This window comes from Streptomyces sp. ICC1 (assembly GCF_003287935.1).
Lineage (GTDB): Bacteria > Actinomycetota > Actinomycetes > Streptomycetales > Streptomycetaceae > Streptomyces > Streptomyces tritrimontium.
On the sequence record NZ_CP030287.1, the window covers coordinates 3,625,651 to 3,639,922 of the forward strand.

At 72.9% G+C, this 14,272-nt stretch carries 11 protein-coding genes and 1 pseudogene; 7 read left to right on the forward strand and 5 right to left on the reverse strand.

The features are described 5' to 3' along the window. The first annotated feature begins 36 nt into the window (after nucleotides 1–36). Complete coding sequence (locus DRB96_RS17175; RefSeq protein WP_112449260.1) at nucleotides 37–825, forward strand: ABC transporter ATP-binding protein; 789 nt, start codon at nucleotides 37–39, stop codon at nucleotides 823–825. A gap of 9 nt (nucleotides 826–834) precedes the next feature. Here the strand turns inward: DRB96_RS17175 and DRB96_RS17180 are convergent, their stop codons facing one another. After that, nucleotides 835–3,198, reverse strand: a complete 2,364-nt coding sequence (locus DRB96_RS17180; protein WP_275432076.1) for a WD40 repeat domain-containing protein — start codon at nucleotides 3,196–3,198, stop codon at nucleotides 835–837. Here DRB96_RS17180 and DRB96_RS44655 point away from each other — a divergent pair. Beyond that, nucleotides 3,128–4,036 (forward strand): annotated as a pseudogene (locus DRB96_RS44655) (MBL fold metallo-hydrolase); the annotation flags it as partial. The gene DRB96_RS17180 and the pseudogene DRB96_RS44655 sit on opposite strands and share 71 nt — an antisense overlap. 157 nt (nucleotides 4,037–4,193) lie before the next feature. Continuing rightward, complete coding sequence (locus tag DRB96_RS17190; protein ID WP_112449262.1) at nucleotides 4,194–5,075, forward strand: YceI family protein; 882 nt, start codon at nucleotides 4,194–4,196, stop codon at nucleotides 5,073–5,075. A gap of 12 nt (nucleotides 5,076–5,087) precedes the next feature. On the opposite strand, the gene DRB96_RS17195 is transcribed toward DRB96_RS17190, so the two are convergent. Continuing rightward, nucleotides 5,088–5,330, reverse strand: coding sequence for a hypothetical protein (locus tag DRB96_RS17195; protein WP_112449263.1), 243 nt, complete (start codon nucleotides 5,328–5,330; stop codon nucleotides 5,088–5,090). A 73-nt stretch (nucleotides 5,331–5,403) separates the two neighbouring features. On the opposite strand from DRB96_RS17195, the gene holA reads away from it, so the two are divergent. After that, nucleotides 5,404–6,396, forward strand: coding sequence for a DNA polymerase III subunit delta (gene holA / locus DRB96_RS17200; RefSeq protein ID WP_112453490.1), 993 nt, complete (start codon nucleotides 5,404–5,406; stop codon nucleotides 6,394–6,396). Nucleotides 6,397–6,578: 182 nt separating this feature from the next. Here holA and rpsT read toward each other — a convergent pair whose 3' ends face one another. After that, nucleotides 6,579–6,845, reverse strand: coding sequence for a 30S ribosomal protein S20 (gene rpsT, locus DRB96_RS17205; RefSeq protein ID WP_112449264.1), 267 nt, complete (start codon nucleotides 6,843–6,845; stop codon nucleotides 6,579–6,581). A gap of 223 nt (nucleotides 6,846–7,068) precedes the next feature. Here rpsT and lepA point away from each other — a divergent pair, with 223 nt between their 5' ends. The 3 genes from lepA (at nucleotide 7,069) to hemW (ending at nucleotide 12,532) form a co-directional block, all read left to right on the forward strand. Then, nucleotides 7,069–8,934, forward strand: coding sequence for a translation elongation factor 4 (gene lepA / locus DRB96_RS17210; protein ID WP_112449265.1), 1,866 nt, complete (start codon nucleotides 7,069–7,071; stop codon nucleotides 8,932–8,934). A 267-nt stretch (nucleotides 8,935–9,201) separates the two neighbouring features. Then, complete coding sequence (locus tag DRB96_RS17215) at nucleotides 9,202–11,094, forward strand: long-chain fatty acid--CoA ligase (protein WP_112453491.1); 1,893 nt, start codon at nucleotides 9,202–9,204, stop codon at nucleotides 11,092–11,094. A 205-nt stretch (nucleotides 11,095–11,299) separates the two neighbouring features. After that, on the forward strand, nucleotides 11,300–12,532 hold the full coding sequence (gene hemW, locus DRB96_RS17220) for a radical SAM family heme chaperone HemW (protein WP_112449266.1): 1,233 nt from the start codon (nucleotides 11,300–11,302) through the stop codon (nucleotides 12,530–12,532). A gap of 120 nt (nucleotides 12,533–12,652) precedes the next feature. Here hemW and DRB96_RS17225 read toward each other — a convergent pair whose 3' ends face one another. Both DRB96_RS17225 and DRB96_RS17230 read right to left on the reverse strand, forming a co-directional pair. Further along, complete coding sequence (locus DRB96_RS17225; RefSeq protein WP_112449267.1) at nucleotides 12,653–13,462, reverse strand: DUF3097 domain-containing protein; 810 nt, start codon at nucleotides 13,460–13,462, stop codon at nucleotides 12,653–12,655. A 28-nt stretch (nucleotides 13,463–13,490) separates the two neighbouring features. After that, nucleotides 13,491–14,219 carry an MBL fold metallo-hydrolase gene (locus tag DRB96_RS17230; protein WP_112449268.1) on the reverse strand — a complete coding sequence of 243 codons (729 nt, stop codon included), beginning with the start codon at nucleotides 14,217–14,219 and terminating at the stop codon, nucleotides 13,491–13,493. Nucleotides 14,220–14,272: the final 53 nt, after the last annotated feature.

A 14,272-nucleotide genomic window follows, 5' to 3' on the forward strand; every position in this document is an offset into this window, starting at 1 on the left:
CGGTGGCCGGATCGGATGCCAGGGGGAGTCGTAGACATGACGCAGCAGCAGGAGCCGGGGACCGACGCCGCGGGGGCGCCGATGGTGGTCGTGGACGACGTGCGACGCAGCTTCGGCACCGGTCCGCAGGCCGTACACGCGCTGCGCGGGGTCTCCTTCGAGGTGCGCCGCGGCGAACTCACCGCACTCAAGGGACGGTCCGGCTCCGGCAAGACCACCCTGCTCAACCTGGTCGGCGGACTCGACACCCCGACCGGCGGCAGCGTCGCCCTCGACGGCACCGACCTGGCCGCCCTCGACGAGGAGGGCAGGCTCGCGCTGCGCCGCGACCGGATCGGCTTCGTCTTCCAGTCCTTCGGCCTGATCCCGGCCCTGACCGCCGCCGAGAACGTCGGCGTCCCCATGCGGTTGCGCAAGATCCCGGCCAAGCAGCGCGAGGAGCGGGCCCGCACCCTGCTCGCCCTCGTCGGCCTCGCGGACCACACCGAGCAGCGGCCCGGCGAACTCTCCGGCGGCCAGCAGCAGCGGGTCGCCGTCGCCCGCGCCCTCGCGAACGAGCCCGACCTGATCATCGCGGACGAACCGACCGGCCAGCTCGACTCGGACACCGGCCGGCAGATCATGCGGCTGCTGCGCGCGGTGGTGCGCAGCGAGGGTGTCACGGCGCTGGTCGCGACCCACGACCCGGCCCTGATAGAGCTCGCGGACCGGGTGGTGGAACTGCGGGACGGGCGCATCGTGGAGGCGGCCCCGGAGGAGGCCGGGGCGGGGGCCGGGGAGGCCGTCGCCGAGGCGGAGCCGCAGCTCAAGGGCGGCCCCGCGTAGCGGCCGCGGTCAGGGCCGGTCCGGCAACTGGTGCGCCCGCCGCTCCTCCGGCGTCGGCGGGTGCAGCTCCCGGCCCGCCGCCAGCCGCAGCAGCAGCTCGGGATCCGTTCCCGCCGGGGTCCACAGGCGTACGGTGCGGTCGCGCGAGGCCGTGGCGATCCGGGTCCCGTCGGGGGACCAGCACAGCCCGTTGACCCAGTCGGAGTGCATCCCGACGACCGCCAGCGCCGTGCCGCGCACGGGATCCCACAGGCGCAGCGTCCGGTCCCGGGACACCGACGCGAGCAGCCCCCCGTCCGGGGACCAGGCGAGGCCCTGGACCCGGTCGTCGTGGCCGGTCAGCACGGCGCGGCAGGCCGCCGACCCGGACGCGTCCACGTCCCACACTCGCAGGGTCCGGTCGCGCGAACAGGTGGCGAGCCGGCGCCCGTCCGGCGACCAGTCGACCTTCAGGACGTGGTCGTCGTGCCCGCGCAGGGTCGTCAGCGCGCGGCCGTCCACCGCGTCCCAGACGATCACCGTCTCATCGGTGCCGCAGGTCGCGAGCCTCCGGCCGTCGGGCGACCAGGCCGCCCCGGTCACCCAGTCGGCGTGGCCGGTCAGCACCCGTACCGTGTGCCCGCCGTCCGCGTCCCAGATCCGTACGGTGCGGTCGCGCGAGGCGGTCGCGATCCTGGCTCCGTCCGGTGACCAGCACACGGCCGACAGCTCGTCCCCGTGCCCTTCGAGGAGCAACGGCACGGTGCCGTCCAGCAGATGGACGGCCGCCGTCCCGTCGCGGCGGCCCACCGCGATCCGCGTCCCGTCCGGTGACCAGGCAAGGTCTCCGCACTCGCCGAACGGCATCCGGTCCGCCATCGCCAGGTCGGCCGCGCGCCACAGACCCACCGTGCCGTCCTGTGAGGCGCTCGCGATCCGCGAGCCGTCCGGAGACCAGGCGACCTGCCACACGGACTCGGTGTGCCCGCTCCCCACCCGGGCCTGCGCGCGGGTGTCCCACACGGCCAGGGTGCGGTCCCGCGAGGCGGTGGCCAGCCGGGTCCCGTCCGGTGACCAGGCGATGGCGTACACCGTGTCCGCGTGGCCCGTCAGCCACAGGGTCCGCTCCTCGAAGTCCGTCGTGTTCAGGTCCCAGACGCGGGCGTTGCGGTCGAAGTCGCCCGCGGCGAGCCGGCTCCCGTCCGGGGACCAGGCCAGGCAGTTGATGCCGTCCAGGCTTTGCAGCCGGTGTACGAGCCCACCGGTGCGCGCGTCCCAGAGCGCGACCGTACGGTCCGAGGAGCCGGAGGCCAGCCGGGTCCCGTCCGGGTCCCAGGCGAGCGCGTTCACCGATTCCTGATGAGTGCTCAGCACCCTTGGCGCCGTGGCTCCGTGGCCCTCGCCCACCTGCCAGAGGTACACGCAGCCGGCCGCTCCGGCAGCTGCCAGCAGGGTGGAGTCCGGGGACCAGGCCGCTGTCCACAGCATGTCCGCATGGCCGCTCAAGGTTCCGGCGGGTGTGAAGTCCCGGGCGTCCCACAGCTGGAGGACCCGGTCCCGGCCGCCCGAGACGAGGAACCGGCCGTCCGGGGAGAACGCCGCCACCGCGAGTCCGGGGGCGGACTGCCCGATCTCCGCGCCGGGCTGGTGCAGCGTGGTCACCCGCCGCCAGTCCGCGGTGTCCCAGACCGTGAGGCGCGCGTCCCTGGTCGCGCAGACGAGGCGGCTGCCGTCGGGGGACCAGTCCAGCGCGCGGGGCCACTCGCCGGGGACGTCCAGGGTGACGGGTGCTCCGGGGCCGGTCGCCGAGGGGTCGGGCGCTGAGGTTCGGGGCGCTCCGGGTACGGGTGCTGAGGTTCCGGGCGCTCCGGGTCCGGGCGCTCCGGGTCCGGGTGGGACGGTGTCCTCGGCGGGCGCGGGCCAGACGTACACCCGGCCGTCCCCCGAGCAGGCCGCGAGCCGGGAGCCGTCGGGAGACCAGGCGGCATCGGTCACCGAGCGCTCGAAGCCGCGGTGGGCAGCCCGGAGCCGGGAGGCGTCGAGCGCGGTCCGCAGGGCCTGCAGAGCGGCCGGGGTCGCCGCGTACTCGGCCACCGCGGCCCGGGCGGTGGCGACCGCGGTCTCGGGCTCGCGGTCGACGGCCTCCAGGACCCGCGCGGCCACCGCGTCCGCGGCGCGGGCGCGTGCGGCGCCGTCGTCGCGGGCGGAGGCCTCGGTGAACTCGGCCGCCAGCGCCGACACCGGCGGGCCGGCCGACACCGGCGGGCCGGCCGGAACCGCCGTGGTGGAGGGGGAGGGGGCCTCGGAGGAGGAGGATGAGCTGGGCTGGCCCGGCGGGGTGGGCGGGGGGTTCCTGCTCGCCGCCGTCACCCTGGCCCTGGTGGGGCTCGGCATCCGGTTCGGCCGCCGGCGCCGCAGTCGGTGGGTCGTCTGCGCCGTGGCCGCGGCGCTGCTCCTCGCGGTGCTGAGGCCGCCGCTGTTGACCCGTACGGTCAAGGGCTGGCCGCCGCCGGGCTGGAGCTACGCGCAGTGCGCGGTCGGCCAGGGGGACGCCGCCGTGCTCGCCGTCGCCCCGGGCACGGCCGTGGTGGTGGACGCGGGCCCCGAGCCGGGTCCGGTGGACGCGTGCCTGCGCGCACTGGGGGTGAAGCGGGTGCCGATGCTCGTGCTGACGCACTTTCACACCGACCACGTGGGCGGGCTGGTGGGGGTGCTGAGGGGCCGCTCGGTGGGTGTGGTGCAAGTCACCGGGCTGCAAGAGCCCGCCGGGCAGGCGCGGTTCGTGCGGCGGACGGCGGCGGCCGCCGGGATTCCCGTCGTCACCGCCGTGGAGGGGGAGCGGCGCCGGTCCGGTCCGGTGGAATGGCGGGTGCTGTGGCCACCGGCCGGGCACCCGCCCCCGGAGGGGCCGAACGACGCGAGCGTGGCCCTGTTGGTGCGCACGGGCGGCCTGAGCGTCCTGATGCTCGGCGACCTCGAACCAGAGGCGCAGCAGGCGCTGTTGACGAGCCATCCGGAACTGGCGCCGGTCGATGTCCTGAAGGTCGCCCACCACGGCAGCGCCCACCAGGACCCCGGCCTCCACGAGCGGATCCGGCCCCGCCTGGCGATCGTCCCGGTCGGCGGGGGCAACCGGTACGGCCACCCGGCGGCCGGTACGCTCGCGCGGCTGCGGGCGCTGGGGGCGGCCGTGCTGCGCACGGACGAGGACGGTTCGGTCGCCGTGGCGGGCAGCGGCTCGGGACTGCGGGCATTCCCGGCCATCCGGCGACGGACCCGGCGCGGGCATACCGGGCGTGACCACTCTGTTTGCCCCCAACCCGACAGCGTGATCGAATGCGTTTCCGCCAGAGCGGTCCAAGTCCACACAGCACGGGGGTGCACGAACCATGTTCAGTCGCAGACGGGGGACGGGGACGGCCACGAGCGCCAGTCCCCGGACCTCCGCGACACTGACGCTTCCTCATACGGCGCGGCTGCTCAGCTGCCGGGTCCTCGACACGGTCCACCAGCCCGTCCGGCAGGCCAAGTTCGAGGTGACCGACCCGATCGGCCGGCGGATCGTCAGCGGGGAGACCGACCCGTACGGAGGGTTCACGGTGGCCGTGCCGGCGGGCGAGTACCGGCTTTCCGTCACGGCCGAGGGCTTCGCGTCCTTCCACGGTGCGACGCTGGTGGGGGACTCGGCGCAGCCCGGCACGGGGGAGATCGTCCTCGACGCGGTGGAGCCGCCGCTGCTGCCGCAGCCCGGCCACTGGGAGCTCGACCCGGCGCACTCGTCGATCGCGTTCTCGGCCCGGCACATCGGCTTCGCCCGGATCAACGGCCGGTTCAACACCTTCGCCGGCGCGGTGCGGATAGCCGACCGGATGGAGGACTCCTCCATGCACGTGATCATCGACGCGGCGAGCATCGACACGGGACTGCGGATGCGGGACGACCACCTGCGCTCCGCGGACTTCCTGGACGCTGCCCGCCACCCGACGGTGGAGTTCTACAGCGAGCGGTTCATCCACCGCAGCGGCAGCCGGTGGTCCGTGGCCGGCGCCCTCACCCTGCACGGGGTCAGCCGCTCCGTGACCCTGGACGCCCAGTACCTGGGCCTGGGCACGGGCTTGGAGGGCGAGCCCCGGTCGGCGTGCCGGGCCACCACCGAGCTGCACCGCGAGGACTTCACGCTGAACTGGCAGTCGATGCTGGCGCACGGGATCGCGGCGATCGGATCGAGCGTGGAAGTGGCGCTGGACGCCCAGATCGTGCACAAGGCCTGACCCGGCGGGCGGCTACGGGGCTTCGAGCCAGCCGTCGTACTCGCCGGCGAGGTCGTCCAGGGCCGTGGCGTCGAGCCGTTCGCGCGGGTCCTCCAGGACCACCAGCCACTGGGCGTCCTCGGCGTCGTCCTCACCGGCGAGGGCGTCACGGACCAGTTGGGGCTCCTCGGGGAGGCCGAAGCGGTCGACCGCCTCCCGCGCCACCTCCTCGGCGGCGTCGCGGTCGGGCAGGACCAGTACATGTCGCACGTTCACCCGGCCATTCTCGGGCACGTGCGGGCGGCCGCGGAGCGGGGGGCTGTCGGTACGGCGTGGGATGCTGGATCCGATGGCCACCAGGAAGAATTCCACCGACGATCCGCTCGCCCCGATCACCCTCGCGGTGGGGCAGGAGGATCTGCTGCTCGACCGCGCCGTGCGGGAGGTGGTGACGGCGGCCCGCGCCGCCGACGCCGATACGGACGTGCGCGACCTCATGTCGGAGCAGCTGCAGCCGGGCACGCTGTCCGAGCTCACCAGCCCCTCGCTCTTCTCGGAGCGCAAGGTGCTGGTCGTGCGCAACGCGCACGACCTGTCCGCGGAAACGGTCAAGGAGGTCAAGGCGTACCTCGCCGCTCCGTACGAGGAGATCAGCCTCGTCCTCCTGCACGCGGGCGGCGTCAAGGGCAAGAGCCTGCTGGACGCCGCGCGCAAGGCGGGTGCCCGGGAGATCGCCTGCCCGAAGATGACGAAGCCGGCGGACCGGCTGGCGTTCGTACGGGGCGAGTTCCGCGCGCTGGGCCGTTCCGCGACGCCCGAGGCCTGCCAGACGCTGGTCGACGCGATCGGCAGCGACCTGCGGGAGCTGGCGAGCGCGGCCGCGCAGCTGTGCGCCGATGTCGAGGGCACGATCGACGAGGCCGTCGTCGGGCGGTACTACACCGGCCGGGCGGAGGCGTCGAGCTTCACGGTCGCCGACCGGGCGGTCGAGGGACGGGCCGCGGAGGCGCTGGAGGCCCTGCGCTGGTCCCTGTCCACCGGGGTGGCGCCGGTCCTGATCACCAGCGCGCTGGCCCAGGCGGTCCGGGCGATCGGCAAGCTGGCCTCGGCCCCCCGGGGAGCCCGTCCGGGAGACCTCGCGCGGGACCTGGGCATGCCGCCGTGGAAGATCGACCGGGTCCGGCAGCAGATGCGGGGATGGTCGGCGGACGGTGTCGCGGACGCGCTGCGGGCGGTGGCGGCGGCCGATGCGGGGGTCAAGGGCGGCGGCGATGATCCCGAGTACGCGCTGGAGAAGGCGGTCGTCGCCGTGGCGCGGGCGGCGCGCCCGCAGCGGGGCTGAGGCCCGGCCGGGGAACGCGAAAGCCCCGGGCGTCGCCCTGGGGAGGGCTGCGGCCGGGGCCTTCGGTTGCTGCTGGGTTGCACCGCACCCGCGTGGCGAACGCTTCGTGTGCGGCGCGGGGTGCCGGTCGGGAGCGGGAGAGAGGGCCCGCTGGATCCCTACCCGGCGATCACATCAGGGGCTCAGCCCTGAAGGGAGGCAACCTTGATCGCCAGCGCCGACTTCTTGTTGGCGGCGGCGTTCTTGTGGATGACACCCTTCGAGACGGCCTTGTCGAGCGCGCGGGAGGCGTCGCGGGAGGCCACGGTGGCCTTCTCGACGTCACCGGCGACGACGGCCTCACGGGCCTTGCGGATCGCGGTCTTGAGCGAGGACTTGACGGCCTTGTTGCGAAGGCGAGCCTTCTCGTTCGTCTTGTTGCGCTTGACCTGGGACTTGATGTTCGCCACGAAAGAGCCTTTGCAGGTTCAGAGATTTGATCTTCGGATTTGTGTCACGAAAGCTTAGAGGGCACACGAGACACAGCTGCCCAGGCTACCAGGCACGCTCCCACCGGCCCAAACCGAGCGCACTCCCGCTTCCATGGGACCATGGGAGCCTGCGTACAGATCCGACTTCGCGCAGACCGAAGCCCACTTCGTTCCGACTGCGACCCGAGAATCAGGACACTGCGTGCCCGCGATCCCCAGCCACGTGCCCGAGCCGAGCCGTACCGACCCGGCGCTGATCCGCAATTTCTGCATCATCGCGCACATCGACCACGGCAAGTCGACGCTTGCCGACCGGATGCTCCAGCTCACCGGTGTGGTGGACTCGCGGCAGATGCGCGCCCAGTACCTCGACCGCATGGACATCGAGCGTGAGCGCGGCATCACGATCAAGTCCCAGGCGGTCCGACTGCCGTGGGCGCCGAACACGGGCGAGGACCTGGGCAAGACCCACATCCTCAACATGATCGACACCCCCGGGCACGTCGACTTCACCTACGAGGTCTCGCGCTCCCTGGCGGCCTGCGAGGGCACGGTCCTCCTGGTGGACGCGGCCCAGGGCATCGAGGCGCAGACCCTCGCCAACCTGTACCTGGCGATGGAGAAGGACCTGGCGATCGTCCCGGTCCTGAACAAGATCGACCTGCCGGCCGCGCAGCCGGAGAAGTTCGCCGAGGAGCTCGCGAACCTGGTCGGCTGCCAGCCCGAGGACGTCCTGCGGGTCTCCGCGAAGACCGGTCTCGGCGTGGACGTGCTGCTCGACAAGATCGTCGCCACGGTCCCGGCCCCGGTCGGCCCCAAGGACGCCCCCGCCCGCGCCATGATCTTCGACTCCGTGTACGACTCGTACCGCGGTGTCGTCACGTACGTGCGTGTGGTCGACGGCCAGCTCAACAAGCGCGAGCGCATCCGGATGATGTCCACCGGAGCCACGCACGAGCTGCTGGAGATCGGCGTCTCCTCCCCGGAGATGACCCCGGCCGACGGCATCGGCGTCGGCGAGGTCGGCTACATCATCACCGGCGTGAAGGACGTCCGCCAGTCCAAGGTCGGTGACACCATCACCAGCCTGCACAACGGCGCGACCGAGGCCCTCGGCGGCTACAAGGACCCGCGTCCGATGGTCTTCTCGGGCCTGTACCCGCTCGACGGCTCGGACTACCCGGACCTGCGCGAGGCCCTGGACAAGCTCCAGCTCAACGACGCCGCGCTCGTGTACGAGCCGGAGACCTCGGCAGCCCTGGGCTTCGGCTTCCGCGTCGGTTTCCTCGGCCTGCTCCACCTGGACGTGGTGCGCGAGCGCCTGGAGCGCGAGTTCGGTCTCGACCTGATCGCCACCGCGCCGAACGTGGTCTACCGCGTCGTCATGGAGGACGGCAAGGAAGTCTCCGTCACCAACCCGAGCGAGTTCCCCGAGGGCAAGATCTCGGACGTGTTCGAGCCGGTCGTCCGGGCCACCCTGCTCGCGCCCTCCGAGTTCATCGGCGCGATCATGGAGCTCTGCCAGCAGCGCCGCGGCACCCTCCTCGGGATGGACTACCTCTCCGAGGACCGGGTCGAGATCCGCTACACGCTCCCGCTCGCGGAGATCGTCTTCGACTTCTTCGACCAGCTGAAGTCCAAGACGCGCGGTTACGCCTCCCTCGACTACGAGCCCACCGGCGAGCAGTCGGGCAGCCTGGTCAAGGTCGACATCCTGCTGCACGGCGACAAGGTCGACGCCTTCTCCGCCGTCTGCCACAAGGACGCCGCCTACGCCTACGGCGTGCGCCTCGTCGCCAAGCTGCGCGAGCTCATCCCGCGGCAGGCCTTCGAGATCCCGATCCAGGCGGCCGTCGGCTCCCGCGTCATCGCGCGCGAGACCATCCGCGCCATCCGCAAGGACGTCCTGGCCAAGTGCTACGGCGGTGACATCTCCCGCAAGCGGAAGCTGCTGGAGAAGCAGAAGGAAGGCAAGAAGCGGATGAAGATGGTCGGCTCCGTGGAGGTTCCGCAGGAAGCCTTCATCGCCGTCCTCTCCAGCGACGAGTCCAGCGGCAAGAAGAAGTAGCCCCCGGGAAGTGGGACAGGCCCCCGTGCTCCGGCACGGGGGCCTGCTCCGTTTTCGGGGCCCGCTCCGCTTCGTTATGAATCGGCGCCCCAGGGCCTCTTACGCGCCAGGCGGAGGGACCCTAGTCTGATCACTGCTCGTTGGTTACTCGCCAGTTTTCTGTGTCGGGTGCTGCCAAGCCCTGACTCAGCCACCCACCCTGACCCACCACCCAGTCAGTCCGCCCCTGTGATGAACAGGCCCTGCCGCGTGGTCCGGAGGATGTCCGTGAGCGACACACAGACCTTGATCGAGAACCGTCCGCCCACCGTGGCGACCCTCTTCCTGGAGCGAGTCGCCGCCACGCCCGACGGTGAGGCCTACCGCTACCCCGTCCCCGCGGCGGACGGCCGCGGCGGCCCGGACGAGTGGAAGTCGCTCAGCTGGGGACAGTCCGCCGAGCGGGTTTTCGCCATCGCGGCGGGCCTCGTCGACCTCGGGATCCAGCCGGAGCAGCGCGTCGCGCTGGCCTCCAACACCCGGGTCGAGTGGATCCTGGCCGACCTCGGCGTGATGTGCGCCGGCGGCGCCGTGACCACGATCTACCCGAGCACGAACGCGGAGGAGTCGGCGTTCATCCTCTCCGACTCCGAGAGCCGGATCCTGATCGCCGAGGACGCCGCTCAGCTGGCCAAGGCCCGCGAGCGGCGCGCCGAGCTGCCCGCCCTCATCCACGTCGTGGTCGTGGACGCCACCGGCGTGGAGCCGGCCGAGGACGACCCCGAGGGCTGGGTGCTCTCGCTCGCGGACCTCGAGGCGCGCGGCCGGGAGTACCTCGCCAAGCACCCCGAGGCGGTCAAGGAGCGGATCGCGGCCATCACCGCCGAGCAGCTCGCCACCCTCATCTACACCTCCGGCACCACCGGCCGCCCCAAGGGCGTGCGGCTGCCGCACGACAACTGGTCGTACATGGCCAAGGCCACCGTCGCCACGGGCCTGATCACCAAGGACGACGTCCAGTACCTCTGGCTGCCGCTCGCGCACGTCTTCGGCAAGGTGCTCACCTCCGGCCAGATCGAGGTCGGGCACGTCACCGCCGTCGACGGCCGCATCGACAAGATCATCGAGAACCTGCCGATCGTCCAGCCGACGTACATGGCGGCCGTCCCGCGCATCTTCGAGAAGGTCTACAACGGGGTCGCGGCCAAGGCCCGGGCCGGCGGCGGCGCCAAGTACAAGATCTTCCAGTGGTCCGTGGGCGTCGCTCGCGAGTACGCGAAGGTCACCCAGGACAACTTCCGCCGCACCGGCCGCGCGAGCGCCCCCCTCGGCCTCACCACCAAGCACAAGATCGCCGACGCGCTCGTCTACTCCAAGCTCCGCGAGGCCTTCGGCGGCAACCTGCGCGCCGCCGTCTCCGGCGCCTCCGCCCTCGCCCCCGACATCGGGTACTTCTTCTCGGGCGCCGGCATCCACATCCTGGAGGGCTACGGGCTCACCGAGTCCAGCGCCGCCTCCTTCGTCAACCCCGGCGAGGCCTACCGCACCGGCACGGTCGGCAAGCCGCTCCCCGGCACCGAGGTGCGCATCGCCGACGACGGCGAGGTCCTGCTGCGCGGCCCCGGCATCATGCAGGGCTACCACGGGCAGCCCGAGAAGACCGCCGAGGTCCTGGAGGCCGACGGCTGGCTGCACACCGGAGACATCGGCGAGCTGTCGGCGGACGGCTACCTGCGCATCACGGACCGCAAGAAGGACCTGATCAAGACCTCGGGCGGCAAGTACGTCGCCCCGGCGGAGATCGAGGGCCAGTTCAAGGCGATCTGCCCGTACGTCTCCAGCATCGTCGTCCACGGCGCCGACCGGAACTTCTGCTCCGCCCTCATCGCCCTCGACGAGCCCTCCATCCTGGTGTGGGCCGCCGAGAACGGGCTGGAGGGCAAGACGTACTCGCAGGTCCTGGCGGCCCCCGAGACCGGCCGGCTCATCGAGACGTACGTCCAGACCCTCAACGAGGGGCTCCAGCGCTGGCAGACGGTCAAGAAGTTCCGCCTCCTGCCGCGCGACCTCGACGTGGAGCACGGCGACCTGACCCCCAGCCTCAAGCTGAAGCGTCCGGTCGTCGAGCGTGAGTTCAAGCACCTGATCGAGGAGATGTACGAGGGGTCGCGCGAGGCGTAGCGCGAAGCCGCCCGCGGCGGGCTTGGCGGGGCGGGGCGGCGGACCGCCCCGCGGAACCCCGCCCCCGTGCGGGCGGGCCCCGCGCCTCGGGGCTGACGCTGCCCGCCGCGTGCTCCTGCGGCCCGGCTTCCCGGGGCTCCGCCCCGGACCCCGGGCCTCAGACGCCGGCGGGGCCGGGGCTGGATCGGTGCGGGACAATGGGGGCATGCCTTCCGCACTGCCCGACGGTGAACCCATGCCCGAAGACGGCTCGCTGCCGCTCCACGCCCTGGCGGGAGCCGGGGAGCGGCCGCTCGGGTTCTACCTGCACGTCCCGTACTGCGCCACGCGCTGCGGGTACTGCGACTTCAACACCTACACGGCCACCGAGCTGCGGGGCACCGGAGGCGTGCTCGCCTCCCGGGAGAACTACGCGGACACCCTGATCGACGAGGTCAGGCTGGCCCGCAAGGTCCTCGGGGACGACCCCCGGGCCGTGCGGACGGTGTTCGTGGGCGGCGGTACGCCCACGCTGCTGCCCGCGCGCGACCTCGTACGGATGCTCGCGGCGATCCGCGAGGAGTTCGGGCTGGCCGAGGACGCCGAGGTCACCACCGAGGCGAACCCGGAGTCGGTGAACCCGGAGTACCTCGCGGAGCTGCGGGCCGGCGGCTTCAACCGGATCTCCTTCGGCATGCAGAGCGCGAAGCAGCACGTCCTGAAGGTCCTGGACCGCACCCACACCCCCGGCCGGCCGGAGGCGTGCGTCGCGGAGGCGCGGGCCGCGGGCTTCGAGCACGTGAACCTGGACCTGATCTACGGCACGCCGGGGGAATCGGACGAGGACTGGCGGGCGTCGCTGACGGCGGCGCTCGGGGCCGGGCCGGACCACATCAGCGCCTACGCGCTGATCGTGGAGGAGGGAACCCAGCTCGCGCGGCGGATCCGGCGGGGCGAGGTCCCGATGACGGACGACGACGTCCACGCGGACCGGTACCTGATCCTCGACTCGGTGATGGCCGGGGCCGGGTACTCCTGGTACGAGGTCTCGAACTGGGCCACGTCCGAGGCCGGGCGGTGCCTGCACAACGAGCTGTACTGGCGCGGGGCCGACTGGTGGGGCGCGGGCCCCGGAGCCCACTCGCACGTGGGCGGGGTGCGGTGGTGGAACGTGAAGCACCCCGGCGCGTACGCCGCTGCGCTGGCGGAAGGACGGTCGCCCGGCGCCGGGCGCGAGCTCCTCTCGGCGGAGGACCGCCGGGTCGAGCGGATCCTGCTGGAGCTGCGGCTCGTGGACGGCGTCCCGCTGTCCCTGCTGGCTCCGGCGGGGCTCACGGCCTCCCGCAAGGCCCTGGCCGACGGCCTGCTCGAAACCGCCCCGTACGAGGCCGGGCGGGCCGTCCTGACCCTGCGCGGCCGCCTCCTGGCCGACGCGGTGGTCCGGGACCTGGTCGACTGACCGCTCGGGGGAGCGCACCCGGGCGGATCGGGGTGCGCCTGCCGAAGTTCGGAGATCCCGTCCCCTTGGCCGTCCTGGACGTCGAGCTGGGGACCGGCGAATTCGGCACCCTCCCGAAATTCAAGAAGTACCGCCGGCCGTAACGAAGTCGATCAGCTCCTCGACGCGGCCCAGCAGGACCGGCTCCAGGTCCTTGTACGAGGTCACGCGGGACAGGATGTGCTGCCAGGCGGCGCCGGTGTTCTCCGGCCAGCCCAGGGCCCGGCAGATGCCCGTCTTCCAGTCCTGGCCGCGCGGGATGACCGGCCACTCCCGGATGCCCAGCGCGGACGGTTTCACCGCCTGCCAGACGTCGACGTACGGGTGGCCCACGATCAGGACGTCCGCCGAAGTGACCGACGCCGCGATGCGGGACTCCTTCGAGCCCGGCACCAGGTGGTCCACCAGGACCCCGAGGCGGGCGTCCGGGCCCGGGGCGAAGTCCGCGACCACCGACGGGAGGTCGTCGATGCCCTCCAGGTACTCGACCACCACGCCCTCGATGCGCAGGTCGTCGCCCCAGACCCGCTCCACCAGCTCGGCGTCGTGGCGGCCCTCCACGTAGATCCGGCCCGCCCGGGCCACCCGCGCCCGCGCCCCGGGGACGGCCAGCGAGCCGGAGGCGGTGCGCAGCGGGGCGGCGGGCCCGCGGACGGGGCGGGTCAGGGTGACCACCGCACCGTCCAGGAGGAAGCCGCGCGGCTCCAGCGGGAAGACGCGCCGCTTGCCGAAGCGGTCCTCCAGGGTGACGGTGCCCGCCTCGCAGCCCACCACCGCGCCGCAGAAGTCCGTACCCGCCACCTCGACCACCAGGTCGGGATCGGCCGGCACCTCCGGGACGGGCTTGGCGCGCTTCCACTGCGGGGTCAGGTCGGGGGAGTACTCACGCATCCGGCCGAGGGTAGGAGAGCCGGCGCGATCAGGTGCCCGACACGCCGAAGCGGGCCGCCAGTGTGGCGCGTTGCGCACGGACGAAGGCCGCGTCGACCACCGCTCCGTGACCCGGCACGTACAGCGCGTCGTCCCCGCCCAGGGCGAGCAGCCGGTCGAGCGCCGCCGGCCACTGCCGCGGAACGGAGTCCGGGCCGGCCTGGGGTTCGCCCGACTCCTCGACGAGGTCGCCGCAGAAGACGACCTCCTGCCCGCCGCCCGGGACGAAGGCGGCCAGGTCGTGCCGGGTGTGCCCGGGGCCCACGTTCGCCAGCAGCACCTGTACGCCGCCCAGGTCGAGCGTCCACTCGCCCGACACCAGGTGCCGGGGGACCACCAGCAGGTCCACCGCCTCGGCGGCCTCGGCCGGCGCCAGACCGTGCCGGACCGCGTCGGCCCGCAGGTCGTCATGGCTGACGGACAGCAGGGTGTCCAGGCCGACGGGTCCGTAGACCTCCGCCCCCGCGAACACCGCACCGCCCAGCACGTGGTCGAAATGTCCGTGTGTGAATGCGATATGGGTCACGCGCCGGCCCGCCAGCCGCTCCGCCTCGGCCCGTACGAGGGCACCCTCCCGGACCGAGGAGCCGGGGTCGATCAGGAGGGCCGAATCGTCGCCCACCACCAGTCCCACCGTGCAATCCCACACCGGCAGCCGCCGCCGGCCGGCCCGATCGGTGAGCCGTTCCCAGCCCGCCTCTTCCCAACGCACGTCCATACCGCGACGCTACCTTGGCGGGCCGCCCTTGCTACGGGTGCACCACCCCGCCG

Bases quoted from the DNA above. Each gene is read 5' to 3' on its own strand.
- DRB96_RS17180 (WP_275432076.1), bottom strand. From the start codon at position 3,198: ATGCCGAGCCCCACCAGGGCCAGGGTGACGGCGGCGAGCAGGAACCCC.
- hemW (WP_112449266.1), top strand. From the start codon at position 11,300: ATGCCTTCCGCACTGCCCGACGGTGAACCCATGCCCGAAGACGGCTCG.
- DRB96_RS17175 (WP_112449260.1), top strand. From the start codon at position 37: ATGACGCAGCAGCAGGAGCCGGGGACCGACGCCGCGGGGGCGCCGATG.
- holA (WP_112453490.1), top strand. From the start codon at position 5,404: ATGGCCACCAGGAAGAATTCCACCGACGATCCGCTCGCCCCGATCACC.
- DRB96_RS17230 (WP_112449268.1), bottom strand. From the start codon at position 14,219: ATGGACGTGCGTTGGGAAGAGGCGGGCTGGGAACGGCTCACCGATCGG.
- DRB96_RS17190 (WP_112449262.1), top strand. From the start codon at position 4,194: ATGTTCAGTCGCAGACGGGGGACGGGGACGGCCACGAGCGCCAGTCCC.
- DRB96_RS17225 (WP_112449267.1), bottom strand. From the start codon at position 13,462: ATGCGTGAGTACTCCCCCGACCTGACCCCGCAGTGGAAGCGCGCCAAG.